Origin of the sequence: Nocardioides sp. 503 (genome assembly GCF_004522095.1) — a bacterium.
In the GTDB taxonomy this organism is placed as follows: Bacteria; Actinomycetota; Actinomycetes; order Propionibacteriales; family Nocardioidaceae; genus Nocardioides.
Map to the genome: position 1 here is coordinate 198,218 of NZ_SPUI01000003.1, position 24,076 is coordinate 222,293.

Genomic DNA, 24,076 nt, shown 5'->3' on the forward strand with positions numbered 1-24,076 from the left:
CGGTCACCCTATTCTCGGTCGGAGTCCAGCAGACGGCGGGCGAGCCGGTGGGCCGCCTCCGGGTGGTCGGGGGCCAGCAGCCCCACGGCCGCCAGCACGTAGGCCGAGTCCACGACCACCAGTGCCCGCTCCGGCAGCTGCCAACCACCCTCCAGGTCGGCGCCGACACTGCCCTCGAAGACGCGGCCGCTGACGCCCTGGCGGCCGTGGCGCAGCACCCCGCCGGAGCCGACCACGAGGTCCACCTCGCGCAGGTCCTTGCCGGAGCGCTCGACCACGCGGCCCTCGGGCGAGACGACGACGCGGGAGCGGCCGGCGTGGCGGCGCAGCGCCAGGGAGACGGCGGCCCGTGCGATGGCCTCGTCGTCGTCCCGGTCGGCGGCGGTGACCGGCAGGAACCCCGGGTCGGCGGTGCGCCGCTGCGCCGCGTCGAGGAGGTCGGGGAGCGCGGCGGCTTCGGCGGTGCTGAGCGCCGACCAGCGCATCCCGAGGTCGCCCTCGACCGTGCGCGTCACCCGGGTCGTGGCCACGACCTCGCGCGACAGGCCGGCGTCCTCCGGGTCGACGTCGACCACCGAGTGCACGTCGGTCGTGGCGCCGCCGACGTCGACCACGACGACGTCACCGGCGCCGGGGCGCTCGGCGTCCAGGCCGTCGGCCAGCAGCTCCACGCCGGTGAGCACGACGTCGGGGGTCGCGCCGCGCACCATGGCGACGAAGTCGGTGCGGGCGCTGAGGTGCTTGCCCCCGATGACGTGCGCCAGGAACATCTCGCGGATCGCCGCCCGCGCGCTGTCGGGGGCGAGGACGCCGATCGTCGGGACGACGTTGTCGGCGAGCACGTGCGGGACGTCGCCGAGCACCGCGCTCACCTCCGCCTGGGCCTCGACGTTGCCGGCCACCACGACCGGACCGTCCCAGCCGCTGGCCACCAGGTCGCGGGCGGCCTGCAGCAGCACCTCGCTGTTGCCGCCGTCGGTGCCTCCGGTGAGGAGCAGGACGTCGGGACGGGTCGTGTGCCGCAGGTCGCGGTAGGGCGCAGGGTCCGGCACACGACCCGCAGCCGCCAGCACCGCCACCACCTTGCCGCCGCTGGAGAGCGCGACCCGGCGACCGGCCTCGGCGGTCACCAGCTCCTCGTTGCCGACCACCGCGACCCGCAGCCCGCCGCCGGCGCTCGAGCAGGCCAGCACCTCGGCGCCCTCGGCCCGCGGGTCGGCCGCGACCAGGGCGGCCAGGCAGGCGTCGTACCCGTCGAGGACGTCGCCGCGACCGTCGACCGGGACCGTCGTGGGGTGCTCGGCCGCGGCCACGACGCGCGCCGTGTCGAGGTCGACCAGCGAGGCCTTGGTGAACGTCGAGCCGAAGTCGACGCAGATCGCGACCGAGGGGTCAGCCGAGCGCACGGTCCAGGTCGGCGAGCAGGTCGTCGGCGGTCTCGATGCCGACGCTGAGACGCACCAGGTCCGCCGGCACCTCGAGGTCGGTGCCCGCGACGCTGGCGTGGGTCATGCGGCCGGGGTGCTCGATGAGCGACTCGATCCCGCCCAGCGACTCGGCCAGGGTGAAGACCTCGGCGCGCTCGCAGACGGCCAGCGCCTGGGCCTCGCCCCCGGTGACGCGGAATGACACCATGCCGCCGTAGCGCTTCATCTGCCGGCTCGCGACGGCGTGTCCGGGGTGCTCCTCGAGGCCGGGGTAGATGACCTGCTCGACGGCCGGGTGCCTGCCGAGGAAGTCGACGACCAGCTCGGCGTTGTCGCAGTGGCGGTCCATGCGGACCCCGAGCGTCTTGAGGCCGCGGTGGGTCAGGAAGGAGTCGAACGGACCGGGCACGGCGCCCATGGCGTTCTGGTGGAAGGTGATCGCCTCCGCGGTCTCGAGGTCGCGCACGACCACGGCGCCGCCGACGACGTCGGAGTGGCCGCCGACGTACTTGGTGGTCGAGTGGACGACCACGTCGGCGCCGAGGGTGAGCGGCTGCTGGAGGTACGGCGAGGCGAAGGTGTTGTCCACCACGAGCAGCGCGCCCGCGTCGTGGGCCACCGCGGCCAGCGCCTCGATGTCGCCGATGTTGAGCAGCGGGTTGGTCGGGGTCTCCACCCACACCAGCCGGGTCCTGCCGGGACGGATCGCGGCCCGCACCGCGTCCACGTCGGAGACCGCGGCCGGGCTGTGCTCCAGCCCCCACGCCTGCTCGACCTTGTCGAAGAGGCGGTAGGTGCCGCCGTAGGCGTCGTCGGGGATGACGACGTGGTCGCCCGGACGGCACAGCGCGCGGACGATCGTGTCCTCCGCGGCCAGGCCCGAGGCGAACGCGAAGCCGCGCTCCCCCTCCTCCAGCGAGGCCAGCGCGCCCTCGAGCGCGGTGCGGGTGGGGTTGGCCGAGCGGCTGTACTCGTAGCCGCCGCGCAGACCGCCGACCCCGTCCTGCTTGTAGGTCGAGGTGGCGTAGATCGGCGGGATCACCGCGCCCGTCGTGGGGTCGGGCTCGTAGCCGGCGTGGATCGCACGCGTCTCGAAGCCGTGCCCCTTGATGTGCTCAGTTGTCATGTGCTGCTGTTCGCTCACTCAGCGAGCGTACTCAGGACGGTCGCGGCGGTCATCGCCCCCGTCGGGGCTGGTCATTCCGGGCGCCGGTCTAGTCACTTCGAGTCATTTGTGCCCCGGACGGTGTCCGGGCCGCGTCCCGGTCGTTGTGCGGGGTACCGGGAAGCCTGGCGCGGGCTTCGACCCCCGCGCGGAAGCAGGCAGTCATGCGGACCAGCGAGACCCTCACCATGAGCGTCACCGGCGACCTCGACCTCGAGGGCGCCCTCCGGCTCCGCGACGCCGTCCGCGACCAGGTGGCGATCGGCGTCCCGGCCGACGTGACCATGGACCTCAGCCGCGTCCCCTTCATGGACTGCGCCGGCGTCGGCGCGCTCATGTGGACGCGACGGCGGCTCAACGGCTCCGGAGGCACCTTGGTGCTCGTCGGCGGCAACCCGTCGGTGGCCCGGCTGCTGCAGCCGCTCGGCCTGGCGACGGTCCTGTGCCAGGACTCCCCCGTCTGAGGCATCGCACGTCGGGAACGAACCACCCCTTGGCGGTGTTGAGAGACTGGAACCGACGATAGGAGTCTCCGTGTTCTTCTCCCGCACCAAGACCGAGCTCATCGACGCCGACCAGGCCCTGCCCGGTCGCAGCGAGCGCAACTTCCACCTCACCGACAAGCACGTGGTCCTGGGCACCCCCGTCGTCACCGACGAGGCCCCCGCCGGCTACGACGTCGCCATCTTCGGCCTGGGCTGCTTCTGGGGCGCCGAGGAGATCTACTGGAAGACCCCCGGGGTCTGGTCGACCTCCGTCGGCTACGCCGGCGGGCACACGCCGCACCCTTCGTACGAGGAGGTCTGCTCGGGCCGCACCGCCCACACCGAGGCCGTCCGGGTCGTCTTCGACCCCGCCCGGGTGTCCTACGCCGACCTGGTCAAGACGTTCTTCGAGGTGCACGACCCCACCCAGGGCATGCGCCAGGGCAACGACGTCGGCACGCAGTACCGCTCGGCCCTCTACGTCACCTCTCCCGAGCAGGAGAAGGTCGCGCGCGAGCTGACCGACGTCTACGGCGCCGAGCTGGCTCGCCGCGGTCTCGGCGAGATCACCACCGAGGTGCGAGAGGCCCCGACGTACTACTACGCCGAGGACCAGCACCAGCAGTACCTCGCCAAGAACCCTCATGGCTACCGCTGCCACGCCAACACCGGCGTGAAGTTCCCGCAGACCGCCTGACCCGCTCCGCAGGAACCGGCGGGGACCCCGGGCCGTCCGAGACGTATGCGCCTCGATGCCCGCCCCGCCGCTCCTGCGGCGATCGCCGCGGTCCTGCTCGTCTTGGCCGGCTGCGGCACGTCTCCTCTCTCCGGCGCACCGCCGGGCGAGGACGCCCCGGAGCGCGCCGCCGCGGCTGGCGGCTGGACCCGCCTCCCCGACAGTCCCCTGTCGGCACGGGAGGGGCCGGTCGCGGAGCACGTCGAGACCGCCGACCGCGACCTGGTGGTCGTCGTCGGCGGTTACGTCGGGCGGCCGTGCCCGCCCAACGCCGACTGCACCTCCTTGCCGCGCGACACGGCCAGCGACGGAGCGGCGTACGACCTGGACGAGCAGCGGTGGGTGCCGATAGCCGACGCCCCCAGGCCGGTGTCGTCGTTCGCCCCGACGGCGGTCGTCGGCGACACCCTCTACGTGCTGATCCGCGGTCACCTCTTGAGCTGGGACGCCGGCGACGACGCGTGGCGGGAGCTCGAGAAGCCGGGCGCGTCGGACTACGTGGACCTCGAGGCCGCCGGTGAGCTGCTCGTCGTCTCGTCGGGGAGCGACGAGAACGGGATCCGGCCCGACCGGACCTACGACGCCGCAACGGACACCTGGGTGACCCTGCCGGCTGACCCGCTCAAGCCGTCCTACGACCGGGTCCTGGTGCCGACCACCGCGGGGCTGGTGCTGACCGCCAAGCGCCTCGCAGCCGTCGGTGGACCGGAGGACCCGGCGATCGTCCGGGCCGCCCTCCTGCCCACGGGGGCGCAGCGGTGGCGGGTCCTGCCGCCAGCCACGGACCAGCTCGGTGGGTGGAGCTGGGCCTGGACGGGGACCCGGCTGGTCGACGCCACCCCCGGCGGTGCCGATGGCGGCGAGGTCAACGGCTACGGGCGGACGATCCCCTACGGGGGTGCGCTCGACCCGGTCACGGGCACCTGGACGGCGCTCGAGGACGCCCCCGAGGCGTTCACCGGAGGCTGGCCCGTGCGCGCGCTGGGAGGCCGCCGCACCGCCACCGACGGCTGGGTCTACGACGACGGCGCGAGGGACGGCAGCGGGCGCGGCTGGACGAGGCTCCGCCGCCCTCCGGGGGCACCCTCGGAGCCGGGGCCGGGTGTCTGGGTCCGCGACACCCTCCTGGTCGTCGGCGGCGCGGACTGGGACGACGCGGACGACCTCCGGGTGCGCTCGGCGGAGGACGTGTGGTCCACCGGTCTTTGGGCCTGGCGAGCCGGCTAGCACCGCTTCGACTCCCTCGGCCCGCAGTGTCGTTTCGACCCCGTCCCGTTCGTAGATCATCTGAAGCGGGCACCGGGTCCGCAGAGACGAGCGCAAGGGAGCACGACATGCCCGAGTACCTCCTGTACTTCAACCAGCAGTGGGTCGGCGACCACCCCGAGGAGTGGTTCCGCGACAAGGGCCCGCGCGCGATGGCGGCCGTGCGGGAGATGGAGGAGGCCGGCGTCCACGTGTTCTCCGGCGGCCTCGAGGAGGAGGACGGCCCCATCTACAGCGCCGACCCGACCGGGGACGAGGTGCTGGTCACCGACGGCCCGTACGTCGAGACCAAGGAGTTCCTGGGCGGCTTCGCGATCGTGGACGTGCCCGACGACGAGGCCGCGAAGATGTGGGCCGCCAAGATCGCCGGGGCCTGCGGCTGGGCTCACGAGGTGCGGCGCTTCAAGCCGCGGCCCCAAGCCGACCAGGGAGCCCCGTAGCGGCGTGCAGACGTTCCTCCCCTATCCCGACTTCGCCCGCTCGGCGCGGGCGCTCGACCGCAAGCGCCTGGGCAAGCAGCGCGTGGAGACGATCCAGGTCGTGCGCGCGCTGACCCGGCCCGGCTACGGCTGGGCCCACCACCCGGCCGCGCTGATGTGGAAGGGCCACGAGGAGGCGCTCGGCCGCTACGGGCTGGCGTGCTGCGAGGCGTGGACCGAGCTGGGCTTCGGCGACACCTGCGCCGCGACCATCGTCGCCGACCTGGCTGCCGCCGGTGTGCCGAGCCCGCGGAGCCAGGACGACCTGGCCGAGGCCGGCGCCCTGCCCGCGTGGCTCGGCGACGAGGCCCTGCACCTCAGCCACCGCTCCGCGCTCGTGCGCAAGGACCCCGACCACTACGGCCCGCTCTTCCCGGGCGTGCCCGACGACCTGCCCTACGTGTGGCCCGTTAGGTCCGCGGCCGTGGTGGCGGCCGAGGAGCGCCGGGCCGCCGCCGCCGTACGCCGTGCGGAGCGGCAGGTCGAGCGGGAGCGGCTCGAGGCCGAGCGTGCGCGCCGGCGGCGGAGCCGGGCCGCGAAGAAGGCCTGGGAGACGCGACGGCGCAACGCGGGCACGTAGCGGCGTCTACCGTGGTGGCGTGGAGCGCATGCTGGTCATCGCAGGCGTGGCGCTCGCGCTGTGGGCGGTGAGCTGCCTGACGATGGTGCTGCTGGCCTCCCGCCTGCCCGACGGGCTGATGCGCCAGGTGGCGGAGTTCCTCCCGTCGTGCGTGACCACCGCCCGCACGCTGCGCCGGCACCCCGACGTACCCCGGCGCGCGAAGATCGCCCTGCTGGTCGCGGTCGTCTGGGTGGTCTCGCCGATCGACCTGCTGCCGGAGTTCCTGCCGGTCATCGGCCCCCTGGACGACGTCGTCGCGGTGATCCTGCTGCTGCGGTACGCCGCCCGCAGCATCCCGCGCGAGGTCGTGCTCGCCGCCTGGCCGTCCGATCCGCGGCTGCTCCTCCGGCTCCTCGGTCAGGACCGCACCGCGCCGTCCGCGGGCTGAGCGGGTACCTGGCGTCGGCGCCGCTCACCACGGCGGTCGCACCGTCCCGTAGCTGTCGCTCCCTGGAGGTCGTCGGATGACCGAGTTCCCCCGTCTGCTGCACACCGTGCTCGACACCACCGAGCCGCGCCCGCTGGCGGAGTTCTACCGCGAGCTCCTCGGGCTCCGCTACCGCCCCGGCGACGAGCCGCCCACCGACGGCTCGCCCGACGAGAGCGACTGGCTGGTGCTCACCGAGGCCGACGGCACCCGCGTGCTGGCCTTCCAGCTCGCCGACCGGGTCACGCCGACCACCTGGCCCGACCCGACGGTCCCCATGCAGCTGCACCTCGACTTCACGGTGTCCGACGCCGAGGACCTCGAGCGGCAGCGCGAGCGTGCGCTGGCCCTCGGCGCTCGCCAGCTGGTCGACGACGCCGACGACCCGGACGAGCCGCTCTACGTCTTCGCCGACCTCGCCGGGCACCCGTTCTGCATCTTCGTCGGATGAGCGCCGGGCCGGGTCTGGTCAGGCCGCCGGCATCCGGGACGCCAACCGCTCGAGCCCCTCGCCCTCCAGCTCCGGCAGCGCCACGGCACGTCCGGCGGCCGCGAGCAGGAGGGCCTCGCCGGGCCCCGTGACGAGGGCACCGCGACCGTGGCTCCAGTCGAGGTCCGTCGCCACGAGTCGCAGGCCGCGGACGCGGCGGAAGGCCCCGACCGGGGGCGCGTACATCGCGAACGACAGGGCGGCCCTCAGCCGCTCGGCCGGGATGGTGCGCGGTCTGCCGAGCGGACGCCGGAGGTCCTGCTGGTGGATGAGCCCGTCGGTCAGGGCGATCCGCCCGCCGAAGCCGGCCGTGAGACCGGTCGGCGTGAGGTGGCCGGCCAGCGTGGCCACCAGCAGCGCCGGGTCGTGGCGTGGGCGCGGCGGCTCGTTGACGGCGTCCATCGGACCGAGCGGACCCTCCAGTGGCCCGCGGCCACCGCCGGGCAGCAGGCGGCGTAGGCCGTGGGCCAGGACCGCCCCCCATCCGACGCCCTCGAAGCTCAGCACGTGCGTCACCACGTCGCGCACGGTCCACTCCGAGCAGAGCGTGGGACGGTCCCAGTCGCCCTCGTCGAGGTCGTGGAGCAGCGCCAGCAGGTCGACACGCTCCGCTCGGGCGAGGGCGAGGGCGTCGGGGCGCGTCATCCGGCCAATCTCGCGGTCCCCGCCGACAGCGTCAACCGATGTCCAGACGTGCCGACGGCCCCGCCGAGGCGGGGTGTGGGGCGGTCAGGTTCGTCGATGGGGCTCGTGGACCGTGGTCGGGCTGTCGAGCGGGGTGGTGCCGGTGTGGTCGCGGTGGTAGGCGTGGCCAAGGGGTGAGTGCCACAGGTAGGTGCCGCGGTCGAGGACGTCGTAGTCCCAGCGGCCGTGGGTCTTGAGCCGGTGGTGGCCTCGGCACAGTGGTGCGGTGTTGCACGAGCACGTGGGCCCGCCCTCGGCGAAGGGGATCGCGTGGTCGACGTCGCAGCGGACCGCGGGTCTGGTGCACCAGGGGAAGACGCAGGTGAGGTCGACGAGCTCACCCTGCTCACGCAGGCGGTCGGGGATCTCGTAGGCGGCGACGTGGATGTGGCCGCTCAGGTCTCGGACGGGTTTGACGATGACGCGGGTGTCGGGACGCCCGCACCACTCCCGGATCGTCTCCGCGAGCAGGGGGGTGCGGGTATTGCCGAGTCTCCCGACCCCGTCGAGGTCCTCATGCACGTGGACGACCACCTCGGTGGTTGAGGAGGGACGAAGTCCCGTCTCAAAACCACCCTCCCCAGCGTCGTCGAAGGGCAGTGAGTCATACCCCCGCGCGAGATCCCCGGCCGCGATCGAGCGTCTTACGTCGAGGGACTCCTCGGACCCGGCTGCCTTGAGCTCGGCGGCGCGGTGGGACAGGGCGGTGTCGAGGGCGAGACCGTCGACGTAGTCCAGCGTCCCGGACACCTCGACGGTCCCGTTGATGGACACGTGGGCCTTGTCCACGTCGAGGCGGCGGGAGTCGGCGGCTTCGCGGCGGGCCTTCTCCGCACCTTCGGGGTCGAACTGTGCTTTGGCGGCGGCGATCTGGCGTTCGATCTCGGCGAAGGAGACCTTGTGCGCGACGAACCCGACCATCCGATCCACGTAGGCGGCGCCGGCTGCGGGCAGGGCCATGGTGTGCTCGGCGATCCAGCGGGCTTTGTAGAACGGCAGCTCCATCGCCTCGACCCGGGCCCACACCCGCGGCAGCCGGTAGCGGACCTCCAAGGCGGCGCCGACGTAGCGCTTCGCGGAGTCGGTGGACATGCCCAGCGCGGCGCCGAGCTCCATGACCGCGAACTCCGAGACCCAGGGTGCGCCGTCGCCGGCGAGCGGGATGCCGTGGTCGCCGAACGAGGCTTCGGCTTCGTCGTCGGTGGCGTGCAGGACGCACCAGTCGATGACCGCGCGCAGGCGCTGCACCTCGACCGCGGCAGCGGCCCGGGTGGTGGTGCGCATGACCTCGAGGAGGTCGGCGGCGGGGCTGGTCATGGGTCTACTCAAGCACCCGCCACCGACAGTCAAAGCCCTGAAAGGGGGCTCAGGAGGCCTTATCCACAAGGGCTGTCGAAACTTTCTGAACTTTCTCTGGGGCGTGGTTTCGAGACGGGACTTCGTCCCTCCTCAACCACCGGGCGACGTCGTGGGTTGAGGAGGTTGCGCAGCAACCGTCTCGAAACCGAGGCGACCCGAAGGCCGGCAGCGGCGCCCAAGCACCGCCGACCCGTCCCCGTAGCTGCCAAACACCGCGACCAACGACGGCCCGCAAGCCGAAGAAGGGTCCCCGAGGAGGCGACCAGAGGTGCGGGGGTCTCGACATGCGCTCGCTGGCGCTCGCTGCTCGACCACCGTCGGGTGGTTTCGAGGCTCGCTCCGCTCGCACCTCAACCACCGGAGGCCGCGGGGTGGTTTCGAGACGGGGCTTCGTCCCTCCTCAACCACCGGGCCAGGCGGCCGGCAGCGGCGCGCAACCCAGCGCCCACCTCGTCCCCGTAGCTGCCAAACACCGCAACCAACGGCGGCGCGCAAGCCGAAGTTCAGTCCCCCACGGAAGGCGACCAGAGGTGCGGGGTCTCGACGTGCGCTCCTCGCTGGCGCTCGTCGCTGCTCGACCACCGGCGCTGAGGAACAGGCCATGGGGATGCCCCTGGAACAATGGGGAGCATGGTCGACCTCCCCCGCAAGGCAGCAGCGCGCACGGCCCGGCTGGCGGCGCTCCCGCTGGGGTACGCCGGTCGCAGCGCGCTGGGTCTGGGGCGGCGTCTGGGCGGGGCTCCGGCCGAGCAGGTGCTCGACGACATCCAGCAGAAGACCGCGGAGCAGCTGTTCCGCACGCTCGGCGAGCTCAAGGGCGGGGCGATGAAGTTCGGGCAGGCGCTGTCGATCTTCGAGTCGGCGCTGCCGGAGGAGATGGCCGGGCCCTACCGCGAGCAGCTGACGCGGCTGCAGGACTCGGCGCCGCCGATGGCCACCCGGACGGTGCGCGAGACGCTCGCGCGCGACCTGGGGCCCGACTGGAAGGACAAGCTGGTCTGGCTCGACGGCGGGCCGACGGCGGCCGCCTCGATCGGGCAGGTGCACAAGGGCCGCTGGCACGACGGCCGCGAGGTCGCGGTCAAGGTGCAGTACCCCGGCGCCGGTGAGGCGCTGCGCTCGGACCTCAAGCAGCTGGCGCGCCTGGCGCGCACGATCGGCCCGCTCTTCCCCGGCATGGACATCAAGCCGCTCGTCGAGGAGGTCCAGGCCCGGGCCGAGGACGAGCTCGACTACCACCTCGAGGCCGAGGCGCAGCGCGCGTTCGCCGAGGTCTTCCGTGACGACCCCGACATCGTCGTGCCCGACGTGGTCGCCGTCGGCCAGGCGGTGCTCGTCACCGAGTGGCTCGACTCCGACTCCTCGCTGGCCCGCATCATCCGCGACGGCACGGTCGAGGAGCGCAACCACTACGGCGAGCTGATGGTGAAGTTCCTCTTCGAGGGGCCGACCCGCACCGGCATGCTCCACGCCGACCCGCACCCCGGCAACTACCGGATCATCCCGGCCAAGGACGGCAGCCCCGGCCGGCTCGGCGTGCTCGACTTCGGCGCGGTAGCGCGGCTGCCCGGCGGCAAGTTCCCCGAGGTGATGGGCCGGCTCATCCGCCTGACCGCGCTCGCAGACAAGGAGCCACTGATGGCCGAGCTGCGGCGCGAGGGCTTCATCAAGGACAAGGTCAAGCTCGACCCCGACCTCCTGGTCGACTACCTCTCACCGCTCGTGGAGCCCACGATGGTCGAGCGGTTCCAGTTCACCCGGGCGTGGATGCGCGAGCAGTTCGCCCGCATCAACAACCCCCGCGAGCCCACCTACACGGTCGCCATCAAGCTCAACCTGCCGCCGTCGTACATGCTCATCCACCGCACCTGGATCGGCGGGATCGGCGTGCTGAGCCAGCTCGAGGCCGAGGCGCCGTTCCGTCAGATCCTGACCGACTACCTGCCGGGGTTCGCCGAGCCGGAGTGATGGCCCTCAGGCCCCGACCGACCCGTCGACCGCCTCGCGGATCAGGTCGGCGTGGCCGTTGTGCCGGGCGTACTCCTCCACCAGGTGCACCAGCACCCAGCGCAGGTTGAAGTGCTCCCCGGTGCGCCCGCTGGGCCGGGCCGACGGCGCGTCGAGGCTCGTGAACGACGCGATGACCGCGTCGGCCTTGTCGACCTCCGCGTCGTAGAGGTCGCGCAGCTGGCCGGGGGTGTCGTGGGCCGCGCTGTGCCAGTCCCAGTCCTCGTCGGCGTCCCAGTCGACCGACGCCCACGGCTCGTCGGAGTGACCGGCCATGACCGAGCGGAACCACCAGTTCTCGACGTACGCCAGGTGCTTGAGCATGCCGCCGAGCGTGAGGTCCGAGGGCGCGTGGGCGGTGCCGAGCTGCGCGGCGTCCAGGCCGGCGGTCTTGATCCGCAGCGTGTCGCGGTGCCAGTCGAGGAACGCCAGGAGGGTCGTCCGCTCGTCGGCGTTGTTGGGAGGGAAGCCGCGCTGCTCGGTGTCCATGCGCCCGAACCTACGGCGTCCGGTCGGTGATGCAGTAGGACCGACCCGCCGGCGGCTGCATCACGGTCCACTCGTCGTGCACCGCCCGCACCCGGGCGCCCAGCGCCTCGTGGCGCGCGGTCTCCGCCGCCCGGTCCGAGCTCGACAGGTCGAGGTGGGCGCCGACCTCGTCCTGCTCCTCCTCCAGCCGCTGGAAGAGGATCCGCAACGGCGCGGACGCCGGCCGCGCCAGGCTGTCGAACTGCACCTCGTCGTGGGCCTCGAACGCCCAGCCCGTGAGCGCCGTCCAGAACTCGGTCTCCCGGACGTACGCCGCCGGGGGGACGTCCAGGCACAGCTGGTCGACCGCGGACGAGCCGCCGGGCCAGGCGGCCGGCTGCGGCCGCCGCTCACCGCCCTCGGCCACGAGGCAGAACGTGAACCCGCCCGGCGACGACATGACGACGTAGCCGTGCTGGCTGCGCGCCACCACCGAGGCGCCGAGCCCCTCGGCCCGCGGGGCCGCCTCGTCGGGGTCGGGCACGGTCACGTCCAGGTGGAGCCGACTCTCGCCGTCGCCCAGCCGCTGGAGCTTGAGGTAGGGGTCGCCGTCGGGCGGCAGGAGCGTGGCGAACTCCCCCTCCGGCCCGCGCGGCGGCGAGGTGGCGTACCCGGTCACGGCCGCCCAGAAGGCCGACGCCTCGGCGTGCTCGTCGGCGGTCAGGTCGAGGAAGGCGGTCAGCCACGGCATCGCCCGATGCTAGCGATCGCGTCGCGTGCCACGCACCTCGATAGGAGGAACCTTGCACCGAATTCGCCTCGGGGGACTACCGTGGCTGCGCTGCCCGAACCCGACTCGACGAAAGGCACGCGTGAGCATCTCCCGCCCGGCTCGCAAGGCCGCCCCCGCGATCGCCGTGGCCGCCATCGGGGCCCTGGCCGTCACCGGGGTCGCCTACGCCGGCCACGACGGCACGGCCGACCGGCGCGACGCGTCCGCCCGCGGCGACGCCCGCACGCCCGTCGCACCCCCGGGAGCCGACGCCCGGGCCGCGGGCGCGAAGCCCAACATCCTGATGTTCACGGTGGACGACATGACCGTGGGCGACCTGCCCTACATGCCCAACCTCAACCGGCTCGTCGTCCGCAAGGGCACCCGGCTCACCCAGGGCACGGCGCCCACCCCGATCTGCGTCCCGGCGCGAGCCAGCCTGCTCACCGGCCAGTACGCCCACAACCACGGGGCGCTGACGATCAACGGCGCCGGCGGCGGGTTCAAGTCGTTCAAGGACGGCAACACCCTGCCGGTCTGGCTGCACCGCGCCGGCTACGAGACCTACTTCTCGGGCAAGTACCTCAACGGCTACGGCGTGAACAACCCGCGCTACATCCCGCCGGGCTGGACCGGCTGGCGGGGCTCGGTCGACATGAGCACCTACGGCTTCTACAACACCCGCTACAACATCAACGGCAAGGTCGTCACGCGCTCGGCGCACAACTCCGACGTCCTCAACGGCTTCACCACCGATGTGATCGGGTCGCGGACGAAGTCGCGCAAGCCGTGGTTCATGTGGACCAACTTCGTCGCTCCCCACCACGGTGGCGCCCACGAGTCGGACGACCCGTCGCTGAGCCTGCTCAAGACCACGATGCCGGCGGCCCGCGACCGCAACACCTTCCGCAACCTGAACCTGCCGCGCGACCCCGAGATGTGGGTCGGCGGCGGCAGCCCCTGGGCGCCCAAGTCGGCCAGCAAGGCCTTCAAGGCCGCCGTGCGCGAGGCCAACCAGCAGCGCATCGAGTCGCTGCAGTCGGTCGACGACGCGGTCGGGGCGGCCATCCGCAAGCTGCGCCGCACGGGCGAGCTGAAGAACACCTACGTCATCTTCACCTCCGACAACGGCTTCCTGGTCGGCCACCACAACCGCGACGGCAAGCTGGTGCCCTTCGACCGCTCCCTGCGCGTCCCGATGGTCATCCGCGGCCCCGGGATCCCGCAGGGCCGCACGGTCGCCACGCCGACCACCAACCCCGACATCGCGGTGACGATCGCGGGGATCGCCGGCGCCCGACCGGGCCGACGCGTCGACGGCGTCGACATGCTCGACTACTGGCGCTCGACCACGACCTACGACCGGCCCGTGCCCATCGAGGCCTACCCGGTGCAGGGCGGCCGCAAGCGGATCTACTCCGGCGTCCGTTACGGGCGCTGGACCTACGTGCGGCTCCCCGGCGGCAAGGAGGTCCTCTTCGACCGTCGCCAGGACCCCGGCGAGACGCACAACGTCGCCGGCCGCAGGCGCAACGCGGCGACCCTCAAGCAGCTGCGGCGTCTCGAGCGCACCTACCGCGACTGCGCCGGGGCGACGTGCCCCCGGGAGAGCACCTTCGTCCCTGCCGGCTGAGCGTCGCAGGGGCGACCCTCAGGCGTCGTTGGCGCAGCGGAAGCCGAGGTTGCCCGACGTCGAGTCGGGGTGCGAGGAGGAGCGCGCGGCGACGCGGTAGCGGTTGCAGTAGGAGTCGTGGCACAGGTACGACCCGCCGCGCATCACGCGGGTCTCCCCCGCCGCCGGACCGGTCGGGTTGGCAGGTCCGAAGGCGGTGTAGGTGTCGGCGGCGTACCAGTCGGCGCACCACTCCCACGTGTTGCCGCTCATCTGGAACAGCCCGTAGCCGTTGGGGGCGAAGCTCTTCACGGGCGCGGTGGTGAGGTGGCCGTTCTCCGCGGTGTTGTCGACGGGGAAGGTGCCGGTGAAGATGTTGACCTGCCACCGCCCGCGCGGCAGCAGCTCGTCGCCCCAGACGAACCGCGCCCGGTCGAGGCCGCCGCGGGCCGCCTTCTCCCACTCGGCCTCGGTGGGCAGCCGCTTGCCGGCCCAGTCGCAGTAGGCCAGCGCGTCGTCGTGCGAGACGTGGACCACGGGGTGGTTCTGGCGCCGGGACACGTCCGAGGCGGGCCCGTCGGGGTGTCGCCAGGACGCCCCGGACACCGCCAGCCACCACGGGGTGGCCTCCGGCTGCCCCACGACGTCCGAGCCGTCGCCGACGTAGGCGGAGTGGAAGACCGCGGAGTAGCCCTCCCGCTCGGCGGTCGTGACGTGACCGGTCGCCTTGACGAACGCCGCGAAGGCCTGGTTGGTGACGGCCGTGACGTCGATGCGGAAGGCGTCGAGGTCGACCAGCCGCGCCGGACCCTCGCCGTCGCCCTCGTAGGCCTCGTCGTGGGTGTCGCCCATCCAGAACTCCCCCGCCGGCACCACGACCTGGCCCTTGGTGGTCGGCTGCGCCGCCGTGGTCCGGGGCCGGGGCGCGGCCACTGCAGTCGCGCCGGACTCCCACACCACCTCGGGCAGCTGCGCGGCGGCCGATGCGGGGGTGAGGCCGCGGGCGTCACCCGAGCAGCACGACGACACAGGTTGCTCCTTGACGCGAGGGTGGGGTGCGCGGCGGGGTCCGGGCATCCCTGGCGATTGCACCAGGGACCGCGGGTGGATTCAAGTCACCACCGGCCGGTCACCACAGGCCGGTCAGCCCGCCGCCGATCCGCAGGATGAACGCCGAGACGACCACGATGAAGAACACCCGCACGAAGCCCGCGCCGCGCGCGACCGCCGTACGGGCGCCGAGGTAGCCGCCGACCAGGTTGGCGATGCCGAGCACGAGGCCGACCTTCCACAGCACGACGCCCTGCGGCACGAAGATGACGAGCGCGCCGAGGTTGGTGGCCCAGTTGGCCAGACGGGCCTTGGCCGAGCCCTCGAGGAACGAGTAGCCCAGCAGGCCCACCAGCGTGAAGACGAAGAAGCTGCCGGTGCCCGGGCCGAGCGCGCCGTCGTAGAAGCCGATCACGAAGCCGGTGCCCACCGCGGCCGCGGTGTGGCGGCGCCCGGCGAACCGCAGGACCGTGGTGCCGCCGATCTCGGGCTTGAGCAGGACGTAGGCGCCGACGGCGACCAGCACGACCAGCACGAGCGGGTCGAAGGCCGAGCGCGGGATCAGGAACGCGATCCCCGCACCTGCGGCCGACCCGAGGAACGCGAACAGCATCAGCGGCAGGAAGGTGCGGGGGTCGGGCCGGACCCGGCGGTAGTACGTCGCCGAGCTGACGGTCGTCCCGCAGAACGACGCCAGCTTGTTGGTCGCGAGGATCTGGACCGGTGTGGCGTCGGGCAGGCCGAGCAGCAGGGCGGGCAGCTGGACCAGGCCCCCGCCGCCCACGACCGCGTCCACGTAGCCGGCCGTGAGTGCCGCGAGCCCCAGCAGGAGCAGCACGGTCACGGACGGGTCGCTCACCCCGACACCGTAGTCAGGCCAGGGCCCGCACCAGCGCGGTGACCGCCGCCGCCGCGATGACGGCCAGCACCAGCGGCCGGCCGCGCCACAGCAGCAGGCCGCCCGCGGCGACCCCGACGACGCTGGCGTCCACGCCGATCCGCTGACCGTCGGAGAACACCGAGGTCACCACGAGCGCGGCGAGCAGCACCGGCGGCATCAGCGCGACGACGCCGCTGGCCCACGACGGCAGCTCGCGCCCGCCGAGCAGCACCGGACCGGCGGCCTTGATCGCGATCGTGAGCAGCGCCATCCCGCCGATGAGGAGCCAGATCGTCATCGGCGCAGCCCCACCACGGCGGCCGCTGCGGCGACCAGGATCGGGATCCCCGGCGGGGTGAACGGCACGAGCGCCAGCGCGATCGCAGCGCCCGCGGCGGCCACCCAGCGCGAGCGCGGGTCCTGCAGCTCGGCGATCAGCAGGCCGAGAAAGAACGTCGGGAAGATGGCGTCCAGGCCGAAGCGGTCGGTGTCGCCGATGACCCCGCCCGCTGCGGCGCCGACCACGGTGCCGCTGAACCACCCGACGTACTGCGGGACGGTGGAGCCGAACAGCTGCCAGCGGTCGAAGGTGCCGTCGCCGCGGTTGGCCAGCGCCCACGAGGGGTCCACGATCGCCTGCCCCTGGAGCCCGCGCACGACCGGTCCGGCGGTCAGCGACGGTGCGAGCGCGATGCCCATCGCCAGGAAGCGCGCGTTCATCAGGCCACCCGCGAGGATCCCGGGCAGCGCACCGCCGCCGGCGGCCACGATGGACAGGCCGGCGAACTGCGCCGACCCCGCGTGCACCACGGCCGACATCACGATCGCCTGGAGCGGGCTGAAGCCCGACTGCACCGCGAGCGCGCCGAAGGACAGCGAGATCAGGAAGCCCGCCAGGGAGTAGGGGATGCCGAGGCGCACCCCCCGGCGAAACGCCTCGTTCACGCGGGCGAGCCTAGGCTGAGCCGGTGCGCATCGTGTCACTGCTCCCCGCCACCACCGAGATCCTCTTCGCGGTCGGGGCCGGCGACGACGTGGTGGGCGTGACCTTCGAGTGCGACTTCCCGGCGGAGGCCCGGTCCCGGACGATCGTGTCGACCTCCGCGATGCCCGAGGGCCTGACGCCCTCCGAGATCGACGCCTTCGTCTCCGCGGCAGCGGGCCGGGGCGAGGACCTCTACCACCTGGACGAGGGTGCTCTCGCCGGGCTGGACGCCGACCTGGTCGTCACCCAGGACCTCTGCGCGGTCTGCGCCGTCGACGTGACCGTCGTGGACGACGCCCTGGCCCACCTCGGGTGCCGCGCCGAGGTCGTGACCGTCGACCCGCACACCCTCGACGAGGTCTTCGACTCGATCCTCGTGCTCGGCCGGGCCACGGGCCACGAGCCCGCCGCAGAGGCACTCGTGGCGTCGCTGCGGCTGCGGCTCGAGACCGTGCGCGCCGGGGTGCCCGCCGGGCCGCGGCCCCGGGTCGTGCTGCTGGAGTGGACCGACCCGCCGTTCGCGCCGGGCCACTGGATCCCCGAGATGATCGAGGCCGCCGGCGGCGAGGTCGTGCTGGGGGCCGCGGGCGCGAAGTCCGTGCGCGTCACGTGGGACGACGTGGCGGCGGCTCGCCCCGACGTGGTCGTGGCGGCCCCGTGCGGCTACGACCTCGCCGGCGCGCAGGCGCTGGCGGACGAGCTGGTGGCCGCCGGCGTGCTGCCGTCCGGCGTACCGGTGCACGCGGTGGACGCCGACGCCTCGTGGGCACGCCCCGGCACCCGCCTGGTCGACGGGGTCGAGGAGCTGGCCCGGCTCCTGCGGGGCTAGTCGCCCACCCAGAAGCCGCGACCGCCGAACCAGTCGCCGTAGGCGCTGCGGACGTCGCCCATCGGGCTGCTGCCGTCGCGGGACCCGAGGTAGGAGCCGACGACGGCGGCGCCGAGGTCGTCCAACTCGGGCGCGACCACGCGGCCGTCGACGCGCTTGGCCATCGAGTCGATGAACCGCGCGAGCCCGGGGTCCTCGCCGAGGCGGAAGAACGTCGTCTGCGCCCCGAGCCGGCTGGAGTTGTCGAGCTCGCGGACGGCGTAGGCGACCGTCATCGGGTGCGGTGGGTAGGAGAAGTAGACCTCACCGTCCGGCTCCAGGTGGGAGGTCGGCTCGCCGTCGGTCACGATCAGGAGCACCGGCTGGGCGTTGGGGTGCTTGCGGAAGTGGCGGTTGGCGAGCAGCAGGGCGTGGTGGAGGTTGGTGCCCTTGTCCCACATGGCGTCGAGGGCGGTGAGCTCCTCGATGTCCATCACCTGCGCGTGCCGGCCGAAGGCGATCATCTGCAGCGCGTCGCCCCGGAAGCGCGACTTGATCAGGGTGTGCAGCGCCAGCGCCGTGCGCTTCATCGGCACCCAGCGCCCGTCCATCGCCATCGAGAACGACGTGTCGACGAGCAGCGCGACGCAGGCCTGCGTGCGCGCCTCGGTCTCGGTGACCTCGACGTCCCCGATCTCCAGGCGTACGCCGCCGCGCGGGTCGCCGCCCTCGGCGACCGTGCGCTGCACGGCGTTGGTGATGGTGCGGGTGACGTCCCAGGGCTCGGTGTCGCCGAAGGCCCACTCGCGGGTGCCGCCGGAGCGGTCGCCGGCCGCGCCGGCCTGGCGCAGGTCGCGCTGGCCCTGCCGGCCCGACATCTTGTCGGCGACGTCCTTGAGCAGCGCCTTGCCGAGCTGGCGCATGGCCTTGGGGGTGAGCTTGAGCTGGCCGCTGGAGTCGCGCCGCAGCGTGCCGCTGTCGCGCAGCGCCTGCTCGAGCTCCTTGAGGGTGCGGGCGTCGACCGCGGCCTGGTCGCCGAGCTGACGGGCGAGCTTGTCGAGGTCGACGTCGTCCATGCGGGCGCCGCCGTAGGACTGGGAGAGCTGGTCGGACAGGGCGTCCAGGTCGGCGAGGTCCTGGAGCACGCCGGTGCCGTCGCCGAGGCCCAGCCCCTGCTCGCCGTCGAAGCGCTCGGAGCCGCCCCAGTCCTCGCCGGGGCGCAGCGCCTGGAGGTTGGCGTCGAGCTGGGAGAGCGAGTCCATGAGCTCGGGCGAGCCGAAGGCCTGGGCGGCCAGGGAGTCGAGCTCGTCGCGCTGCTCCTGCGTCATGGAGTTGCGCATGCGCTGGGCGGCGGCCGCTCGCTGGGCCAGCGCGTCGAGGAGCTCGTCGATGTCTTGGGGGCGCTCGGGGAAGAAGTCCCCGTGCTTGTCCATGAAGTCCTGGAAGTCCTGCTGGGTGTCCTCGGCGCGGTGGTGCTTCTCCAGGAGCGTGTTGAGGTCCTGCAGCATCTCGTTGACGGCCGCGCGGTCCTCGTCGGTGGCGTTCTCGAGGGCGTCCTTCATGCCGGCGAAGCGCTGGTCGAGCAGCTCGCGCCCGAGCAGGTCCTTGATCTTCTCGTAGTCCTCACGGGCCTCGCGGCTCTGCCACTGGTAGTCGGCGAGCTCGCTGACCGCGGCCGACGTCGAGTCGGGGAGGTTCTCCAGGCGCATCTCGGAGAACGCGCGCTCGGCGTCGTCCATCATCGCGTCGCGGGCCAGCTGCTTGCGCTCCTCCAGCACCGCGTGGTCGAGCAGCTCCTTGACCTCCTGGAGCGTGCCGTCGAGGTTGTTGCGCTGGAGCAGGTCGCGGCGCTTCTCCGCCACGCGTCGCGCGAGGTCGTCGAGCCCCTGCTGGTTCTCCCCGCCGCGGCGCAGGAACTCCCGCATCGCCCGCTCCGGGCTGTAGCCGGCCATGACGTCCTGGCCGATGGCGTCGAGCGCCTCGGCGATGTCGACCGGCGGCGCGAGCGGGTCGCCGCCGGCGTACCGGCGGAATCGCGAAACATTGCGCCGCGTCATTCGGGGCCCCCGCGGAAGCGTGCGGTCTCCGCGCGAAGCGCCGCTGTCGCGCGGTTTCGTGGGGTGAAGTTAGCCATAGACGGTCTCGGAGCCGTCGGAGTCCTTGCCGATCTTGCGGGCGAGGTAGAGGCCCTCGAGGGCGAGCTCGATGGCACCCGCACGCTGGCCGTCGTTGGTGGCGTCGAGCCGGTCGCAGATGTCGTCGTAGAGCTCGGACTCGCCCAGCACCGGCAGGCCGGTGAGGAAGTCGCGGGCCGTGACCTGCTCGCCGGTGGTGATCATGGCGCCGGACTCGACCGCGTCGACGAGCAGCGCGAAGTCCAGGCCCCGGAAGTAGGCGCGGACCGTCTCGGCCGTGGCCGTGCGGAGCAGGTGGGTGAGGATCTCCTCCTCGCGGCCCTCCTCGCCCGACTCGAACTCGATCTTGCCGCCGAGCACGTCGACGGCGGTCTCGAGGTCGACCACCCGGGCGACGGCCTCGTCCTCGCCCTGCACGGTGGCGCGGTGGATGGCCGCGGCCGCGATGGTCTCGGCGCCGGCGATGGCGAAGCGGGCCGAGACGCCGCTGCGCTGGTCGACCGAGGACGACTCGCGCAGGTTGCGGGTGAAGCGGGCCAGGATCTCCACCAGGTAGTCGGGCACCTCCGCGACCAGGTCGGCCTCCTGGCGGATGACGCGGATCTCGGCCTCGAGCTCGGCGGGGTAGTGGGTGCGGATCTCGGCGCCGAAGCGGTCCTTGAGGGGGGTGATGATCCGGCCGCGGTTGGTGTAGTCCTCGGGGTTGGCGCTGGCCACGACGAGCACGTCGAGCGGCAGCCGCAGGACGTAGCCGCGGATCTGGATGTCGCGCTCCTCCATCACGTTGAGCATCGCGACCTGGATGCGCTCGGCGAGGTCGGGCAGCTCGTTGATGGCCACGATGCCGCGGTGGCTGCGCGGGATCAGCCCGAAGTGGATGGTCTCGAGGTCGCCCAGCGAGCGGCCCTCGGCGACCTTCATCGGGTCGACGTCGCCGATGAGGTCGGCGACCGAGGTGTCCGGCGTGGCGAGCTTCTCGGCGTAGCGGTCGGCGCGGTGGCGCCACGAGATGCGCAGGTCGTCGCCGTAGGTCGACGCGGCACGCTGAGAGGCGACCGTGATCGGCTCGTAGGGGTGCTCACCGAGCTCGGAGCCGGAGATGACCGGCGTCCACTCGTCGAGCAGCCCGACCAGGGTGCGCAGGATGCGGGTCTTGCCCTGACCGCGCTCCCCGAGGAGGACGATGTCGTGCCCGGCGATCAGGGCGCGCTCGAGCTGGGGGATGACCGTGGTCTCGAAGCCGTGCAGGCCCGGCCACGGGTCGCGGCCCTCGGCGAGGGCCGCCAGGAGGTTGTCGCGGATCTCGGCGCGCAGGGTCTTGGCCACGTGGCCGGAGGCGCGCAGCTCGCCGACGGTGGAGACGGTCGGAGCCGTAGAGGAAGTCACCCCTCAAACCTAGCCACCCGCGCAATCCTGGAGCGCGGTCCAAGGGCGGCCGCGGCTGGCCTAGTCTGCGGTCCATGAGCCTCCAGCGGACCTGCCCGTGCGGGAGTGGCGCGACCTACGACGCGTGCTGCGGCCGGCTGCACCGGGGCTCGGCCCGCCCGGTGAGCGCGCTGGAGCTGATGCGCGCGCGCTATGCGGCGTACGCCGTGGGCGAGCTGGACTTCGTCTTCCGCACCTGGCACCCCCGCACCCGCCCCGACGCCCTGGAGCCCGACCCCTCGCTCACCTGGACCGGGCTGACGGTCGTCGGCTCCGGGGAGGACTGGGTGGAGTTCGTGGCGGCCTACACCCGCGCCGGCGAGGCCGGCGAGCGGCGCGAGCGCAGCGCCTTCGAGCTGCGGCGCGGCGACTGGGTCTACGTCGGCGAGGTCCAGGACTGACGCAGGCGCTCCTCGGCCCACCGGACCGGACGCCAGGCAGGCGTCACGTCGATGACGACGGGGGCGCCCCGCGCGTCCAGGAGCACGTTGCCGGCGAGCTCGGCGTGGACGAGCTGCGGCGTGCCGTCGGCGTCCGACGCGGCGTCGTCGGCCTCGAGCCCCGGCGGAGCCTCCCGGACCAGCGAGTCGAGCTCGGCGTGCAGCAGCCTGCCCGCGGCCAGCATGACGTCCAGGTCCTCGCAGACGACCGTGCCCGGCTCGTAGCGGCTGGCGCCCCACCCGTCCACCACCCAGGACCCGTCGCGGGCCGGCACCGGCATCGCGACCCGCAGGTCGCGAGGGCTGCGACCCGGACGCTCGTCGAGGCGGACCGCCAGCCGGGCCAGCAGCGGGCTCAGCCAGGCCTGGACCTCCGCGTCGCGCCCGGCCGTCAGCAGCAGGTCGCCCGCGCGGACGCGCTCGTGGTGCTCACCGGGCAGCCGCTCCAGGTCCGCCGGTACGGCGAACAGGTCGAGCACCTCGGCGGACGGCAGGTCGGGCACCCGGGTCAGGCTAGTCGGCTCCGAGCCGGGGGCGTTTCACCAAGGTATGCACCCGGGGTGTCACTTCCCTCGGTGTGCAACGCGAGGGAAGTGACGGTTCATCTGCATACCTTGGGGAAACTGCGGCCGGCGCCAGCCGACTCAGACCGCCAGCAGCACCGAGGACCCGTGGCCGAAGAGCCCCTGGTTGGCGGTGATGCCGACGCGGGCGCCCTCGACCTGACGACCCTCCGCCTGCCCGCGCAGCTGCCAGGTGAGCTCGCAGACCTGGGCGAGCGCCTGGGCCGGCACCGCCTCGCCGAAGCAGGCCAGGCCGCCCGAGGGGTTGACCGGGATCCGGCCGCCGATGGTGGTGTCGCCGGCGCGCAGCAGGGCCTCGGCCTCGCCGCGCCCGCAGAGCGCGAGGTCCTCGATCCAGTCGAGCTCCAGCGCGGTGGACAGGTCGTAGACCTCGGCCACGTCGACGTCCTCGGGGCCGATCCCGGCCTCCTCGTAGGCCGCCCGGCCGATCGACTCCTTGAAGGTCCGCTCCGGCACACCGGTCACGGCGCTCGAGTCGGTCGAGAGGTTGGGCATGTCCATCACCGTGTGGGGGAACGTCGGCGTCACGGTCGACACCGCCTTGACCCGCACCGGCGACCCGATCCCGTGGCGCCGGGCGTAGTCGACGCTGGTCAGCACGACCGCGGCCGCGCCGTCGGAGGTCGCGCAGATGTCTAGGAGGTGCAGCGGGTCCGAGACCACGGCGGAGGCCAGCACGTCGTCGACCGAGACCTCCTTGCGGTAGCGCGCGTAGGGGTTGTGCAGCCCGTGCCTGGCGTTCTTGACCTTCACCTGCGCGAAGTCGGCCTGCGTGGCGCCGTAGAGGTCCATGCGGCGACGCGCGTAGAGCGCGAAGTACGCCGGGTTGGTCATGCCCAGCAGCCGGAACCGCAGCCAGTCCGGGTCGTCCCAGCGCTCCCCCGCGTTGGGCGCGAGGAAGCCCTTGGGCGTGGTGTCGGCCCCGACGACGAGCGCCACCTCGCACATGCCGGCGAGGATCCGCGCGCGGGCGGTGTCGAGCGCCTGGGCGCCGGTCGCGCAGGCGGCGTACGACGTGGCGACGCGGGCGCCGTTCCAGCCGAGCGCCTGGGCGAACGTCGCACCCGCGACGTAGCCGCCGTAGCCGTTGCGCACGGTCTCGCCGCCGACCACCAGGTCGACGTCGGTCCACGGGACGTCGGCGTCGGCGAGCGCGGCCCGCGCCGCGTGCACGCCGTAGGTCACGAAGCTCTTGCCCCACTTGCCCCACGGGTGCATGCCGACGCCTGCGACGGCCACGTCCTTGCTCGCCCCGCTCACTGGTCGGTCTCCTCGCCGAGCTCGACGACCGGCTTCCAGCGCCAGATCGTCCGGTCCCCGGTCTCGTCGGTGTAGAGCGTCTCCACGACGAGCTCGGCCTCCTGACCGACGCGCAGGTCGGCGACGCCGTAGCCCTGCGCGACCTGCCCCAGCACGACCAGGCCCTCGGGCAGCTCGACCGCGGCGAGCGCGAACGGCTCGTAGGGATCCGTCGCGGGGACGTACGGCGGCGGCGGTTGGTACTGCGCGTCGGTGTAGGACCACACGACCCCGCGGCGCGAGAGCGCGACCTCCTCGAAGGTCTCCCCCGAGCACGCCGGGTTGCGGCAGAAGCCGTCGGCCTTGGGGAAGAAGACCGTCGTGCAGGTGGTGCACCGGGTGCCGAGGAGCGCCGGGTCGGCGCCCGTCGTGAACCAGCCCTCGATGGCAGGCGCCGTCATGCGTCCTCCGAACGTGAACGAAACTAGAACAGGTTCTGATTCTCGCACGGACGTCGGACGGCGGCCACCG

Annotated in this window: 26 protein-coding genes; 11 read left to right on the forward strand and 15 right to left on the reverse strand. The window is 73.1% G+C overall.

Features of this window, described 5'->3' with window-relative positions; genetic code table 11:
- Window positions 1–8 precede the first annotated feature (8 nt).
- Together E4622_RS08280 and E4622_RS08285 are read right to left on the reverse strand one after the other, a co-directional pair.
- Window positions 9–1,406 carry a glutamate mutase L gene (locus E4622_RS08280; RefSeq protein WP_134739750.1) on the reverse strand — a complete coding sequence of 466 codons (1,398 nt, stop codon included), beginning with the start codon at window positions 1,404–1,406 and terminating at the stop codon, window positions 9–11.
- Window positions 1,393–2,553 (reverse strand): cystathionine gamma-synthase, encoded by a 1,161-nt coding sequence (locus tag E4622_RS08285; RefSeq protein WP_134740733.1) that lies wholly within the window; start codon window positions 2,551–2,553, stop codon window positions 1,393–1,395. The genes E4622_RS08280 and E4622_RS08285 overlap by 14 nt, the downstream gene beginning before the upstream one ends.
- Before the next feature lie 203 nt (window positions 2,554–2,756).
- On the opposite strand from E4622_RS08285, the gene E4622_RS08290 reads away from it, so the two are divergent.
- From E4622_RS08290 to E4622_RS08320, 7 genes are all read left to right on the forward strand, one after another.
- Entirely contained in the window at window positions 2,757–3,056 is a 300-nt protein-coding gene (locus E4622_RS08290; RefSeq protein WP_134739751.1) for an STAS domain-containing protein, read from the forward strand.
- Between the two features lie 70 nt (window positions 3,057–3,126).
- The gene (gene msrA / locus E4622_RS08295) at window positions 3,127–3,774 is read left to right on the forward strand and encodes a peptide-methionine (S)-S-oxide reductase MsrA (protein WP_134739752.1); all 648 of its coding nucleotides are present in this window, start codon (window positions 3,127–3,129) and stop codon (window positions 3,772–3,774) included.
- Window positions 3,775–3,819: 45 nt separating this feature from the next.
- The gene (locus tag E4622_RS08300) at window positions 3,820–5,040 is read left to right on the forward strand and encodes a hypothetical protein (protein WP_134739753.1); all 1,221 of its coding nucleotides are present in this window, start codon (window positions 3,820–3,822) and stop codon (window positions 5,038–5,040) included.
- Between the two features lie 107 nt (window positions 5,041–5,147).
- On the forward strand, window positions 5,148–5,519 hold the full coding sequence (locus E4622_RS08305) for a YciI family protein (protein ID WP_134739754.1): 372 nt from the start codon (window positions 5,148–5,150) through the stop codon (window positions 5,517–5,519).
- Between the two features lie 4 nt (window positions 5,520–5,523).
- A complete protein-coding gene (locus E4622_RS08310; RefSeq protein ID WP_209021843.1) occupies window positions 5,524–6,138 on the forward strand; it encodes an MSMEG_6728 family protein in 615 nt (204 codons plus the stop codon).
- Between the two features lie 28 nt (window positions 6,139–6,166).
- A complete protein-coding gene (locus E4622_RS08315; RefSeq protein ID WP_134740734.1) occupies window positions 6,167–6,568 on the forward strand; it encodes a DUF1232 domain-containing protein in 402 nt (133 codons plus the stop codon).
- A 76-nt stretch (window positions 6,569–6,644) separates the two neighbouring features.
- A complete protein-coding gene (locus E4622_RS08320) occupies window positions 6,645–7,058 on the forward strand; it encodes a VOC family protein (RefSeq protein WP_134739755.1) in 414 nt (137 codons plus the stop codon).
- 18 nt (window positions 7,059–7,076) lie between these two features.
- Here the strand turns inward: E4622_RS08320 and E4622_RS08325 are convergent, their stop codons facing one another.
- Entirely contained in the window at window positions 7,077–7,742 is a 666-nt protein-coding gene (locus tag E4622_RS08325; RefSeq protein WP_134739756.1) for a maleylpyruvate isomerase family mycothiol-dependent enzyme, read from the reverse strand.
- 84 nt (window positions 7,743–7,826) lie between these two features.
- Window positions 7,827–9,098: an HNH endonuclease signature motif containing protein gene (locus tag E4622_RS08330; RefSeq protein WP_134739757.1), complete on the reverse strand. Its 1,272-nt coding sequence runs from the start codon at window positions 9,096–9,098 to the stop codon at window positions 7,827–7,829.
- A 672-nt stretch (window positions 9,099–9,770) separates the two neighbouring features.
- Here E4622_RS08330 and E4622_RS08335 point away from each other — a divergent pair.
- Window positions 9,771–11,108, forward strand: coding sequence for an AarF/ABC1/UbiB kinase family protein (locus E4622_RS08335; protein ID WP_134739758.1), 1,338 nt, complete (start codon window positions 9,771–9,773; stop codon window positions 11,106–11,108).
- A 6-nt stretch (window positions 11,109–11,114) separates the two neighbouring features.
- Here the strand turns inward: E4622_RS08335 and E4622_RS08340 are convergent, their stop codons facing one another.
- Both E4622_RS08340 and E4622_RS08345 read right to left on the reverse strand, forming a co-directional pair.
- Window positions 11,115–11,636: a DinB family protein gene (locus E4622_RS08340; RefSeq protein WP_134739759.1), complete on the reverse strand. Its 522-nt coding sequence runs from the start codon at window positions 11,634–11,636 to the stop codon at window positions 11,115–11,117.
- A gap of 10 nt (window positions 11,637–11,646) precedes the next feature.
- Entirely contained in the window at window positions 11,647–12,366 is a 720-nt protein-coding gene (locus E4622_RS08345; RefSeq protein ID WP_134739760.1) for a VOC family protein, read from the reverse strand.
- A 121-nt stretch (window positions 12,367–12,487) separates the two neighbouring features.
- Between E4622_RS08345 and E4622_RS08350 the strand changes: the two genes are divergently transcribed.
- On the forward strand, window positions 12,488–14,020 hold the full coding sequence (locus tag E4622_RS08350) for a sulfatase (RefSeq protein ID WP_134739761.1): 1,533 nt from the start codon (window positions 12,488–12,490) through the stop codon (window positions 14,018–14,020).
- A gap of 18 nt (window positions 14,021–14,038) precedes the next feature.
- Here the strand turns inward: E4622_RS08350 and E4622_RS08355 are convergent, their stop codons facing one another.
- From E4622_RS08355 to E4622_RS08370, 4 genes are all read right to left on the reverse strand, one after another.
- Entirely contained in the window at window positions 14,039–15,028 is a 990-nt protein-coding gene (locus E4622_RS08355) for a formylglycine-generating enzyme family protein (protein WP_245155948.1), read from the reverse strand.
- A 100-nt stretch (window positions 15,029–15,128) separates the two neighbouring features.
- Window positions 15,129–15,908, reverse strand: coding sequence for a TSUP family transporter (locus tag E4622_RS08360; RefSeq protein ID WP_134739763.1), 780 nt, complete (start codon window positions 15,906–15,908; stop codon window positions 15,129–15,131).
- Window positions 15,909–15,921: 13 nt separating this feature from the next.
- Window positions 15,922–16,227, reverse strand: coding sequence for an AzlD domain-containing protein (locus tag E4622_RS08365; RefSeq protein WP_134739764.1), 306 nt, complete (start codon window positions 16,225–16,227; stop codon window positions 15,922–15,924).
- Window positions 16,224–16,874 carry an AzlC family ABC transporter permease gene (locus tag E4622_RS08370; protein WP_134739765.1) on the reverse strand — a complete coding sequence of 217 codons (651 nt, stop codon included), beginning with the start codon at window positions 16,872–16,874 and terminating at the stop codon, window positions 16,224–16,226. The genes E4622_RS08365 and E4622_RS08370 overlap by 4 nt, the downstream gene beginning before the upstream one ends.
- Window positions 16,875–16,897: 23 nt before the next feature.
- Here E4622_RS08370 and E4622_RS08375 point away from each other — a divergent pair, with 23 nt between their 5' ends.
- A complete protein-coding gene (locus tag E4622_RS08375; protein WP_134739766.1) occupies window positions 16,898–17,743 on the forward strand; it encodes a cobalamin-binding protein in 846 nt (281 codons plus the stop codon).
- Here the strand turns inward: E4622_RS08375 and E4622_RS08380 are convergent.
- Entirely contained in the window at window positions 17,740–19,779 is a 2,040-nt protein-coding gene (locus E4622_RS08380) for a VWA domain-containing protein (RefSeq protein ID WP_134739767.1), read from the reverse strand. The genes E4622_RS08375 and E4622_RS08380 overlap by 4 nt on opposite strands.
- Window positions 19,780–19,848: 69 nt before the next feature.
- The gene (locus E4622_RS08385; RefSeq protein ID WP_134739768.1) at window positions 19,849–21,243 is read right to left on the reverse strand and encodes a magnesium chelatase; all 1,395 of its coding nucleotides are present in this window, start codon (window positions 21,241–21,243) and stop codon (window positions 19,849–19,851) included.
- Between the two features lie 74 nt (window positions 21,244–21,317).
- On the opposite strand from E4622_RS08385, the gene E4622_RS08390 reads away from it, so the two are divergent.
- Complete coding sequence (locus tag E4622_RS08390; RefSeq protein WP_134739769.1) at window positions 21,318–21,683, forward strand: YchJ family metal-binding protein; 366 nt, start codon at window positions 21,318–21,320, stop codon at window positions 21,681–21,683.
- Here E4622_RS08390 and E4622_RS22705 read toward each other — a convergent pair.
- The 3 genes from E4622_RS22705 to E4622_RS08405 all read right to left on the reverse strand — a co-directional run bounded on the left by E4622_RS22705 (window position 21,659) and on the right by E4622_RS08405 (window position 24,006).
- Entirely contained in the window at window positions 21,659–22,225 is a 567-nt protein-coding gene (locus E4622_RS22705) for a hypothetical protein (protein WP_167736018.1), read from the reverse strand. The genes E4622_RS08390 and E4622_RS22705 overlap by 25 nt on opposite strands.
- Before the next feature lie 141 nt (window positions 22,226–22,366).
- Complete coding sequence (locus E4622_RS08400) at window positions 22,367–23,566, reverse strand: lipid-transfer protein (protein WP_245155949.1); 1,200 nt, start codon at window positions 23,564–23,566, stop codon at window positions 22,367–22,369.
- Window positions 23,563–24,006: an OB-fold domain-containing protein gene (locus E4622_RS08405; protein WP_134739770.1), complete on the reverse strand. Its 444-nt coding sequence runs from the start codon at window positions 24,004–24,006 to the stop codon at window positions 23,563–23,565. The genes E4622_RS08400 and E4622_RS08405 overlap by 4 nt, the downstream gene beginning before the upstream one ends.
- Between the last annotated feature and the right edge of the window lie 70 nt (window positions 24,007–24,076).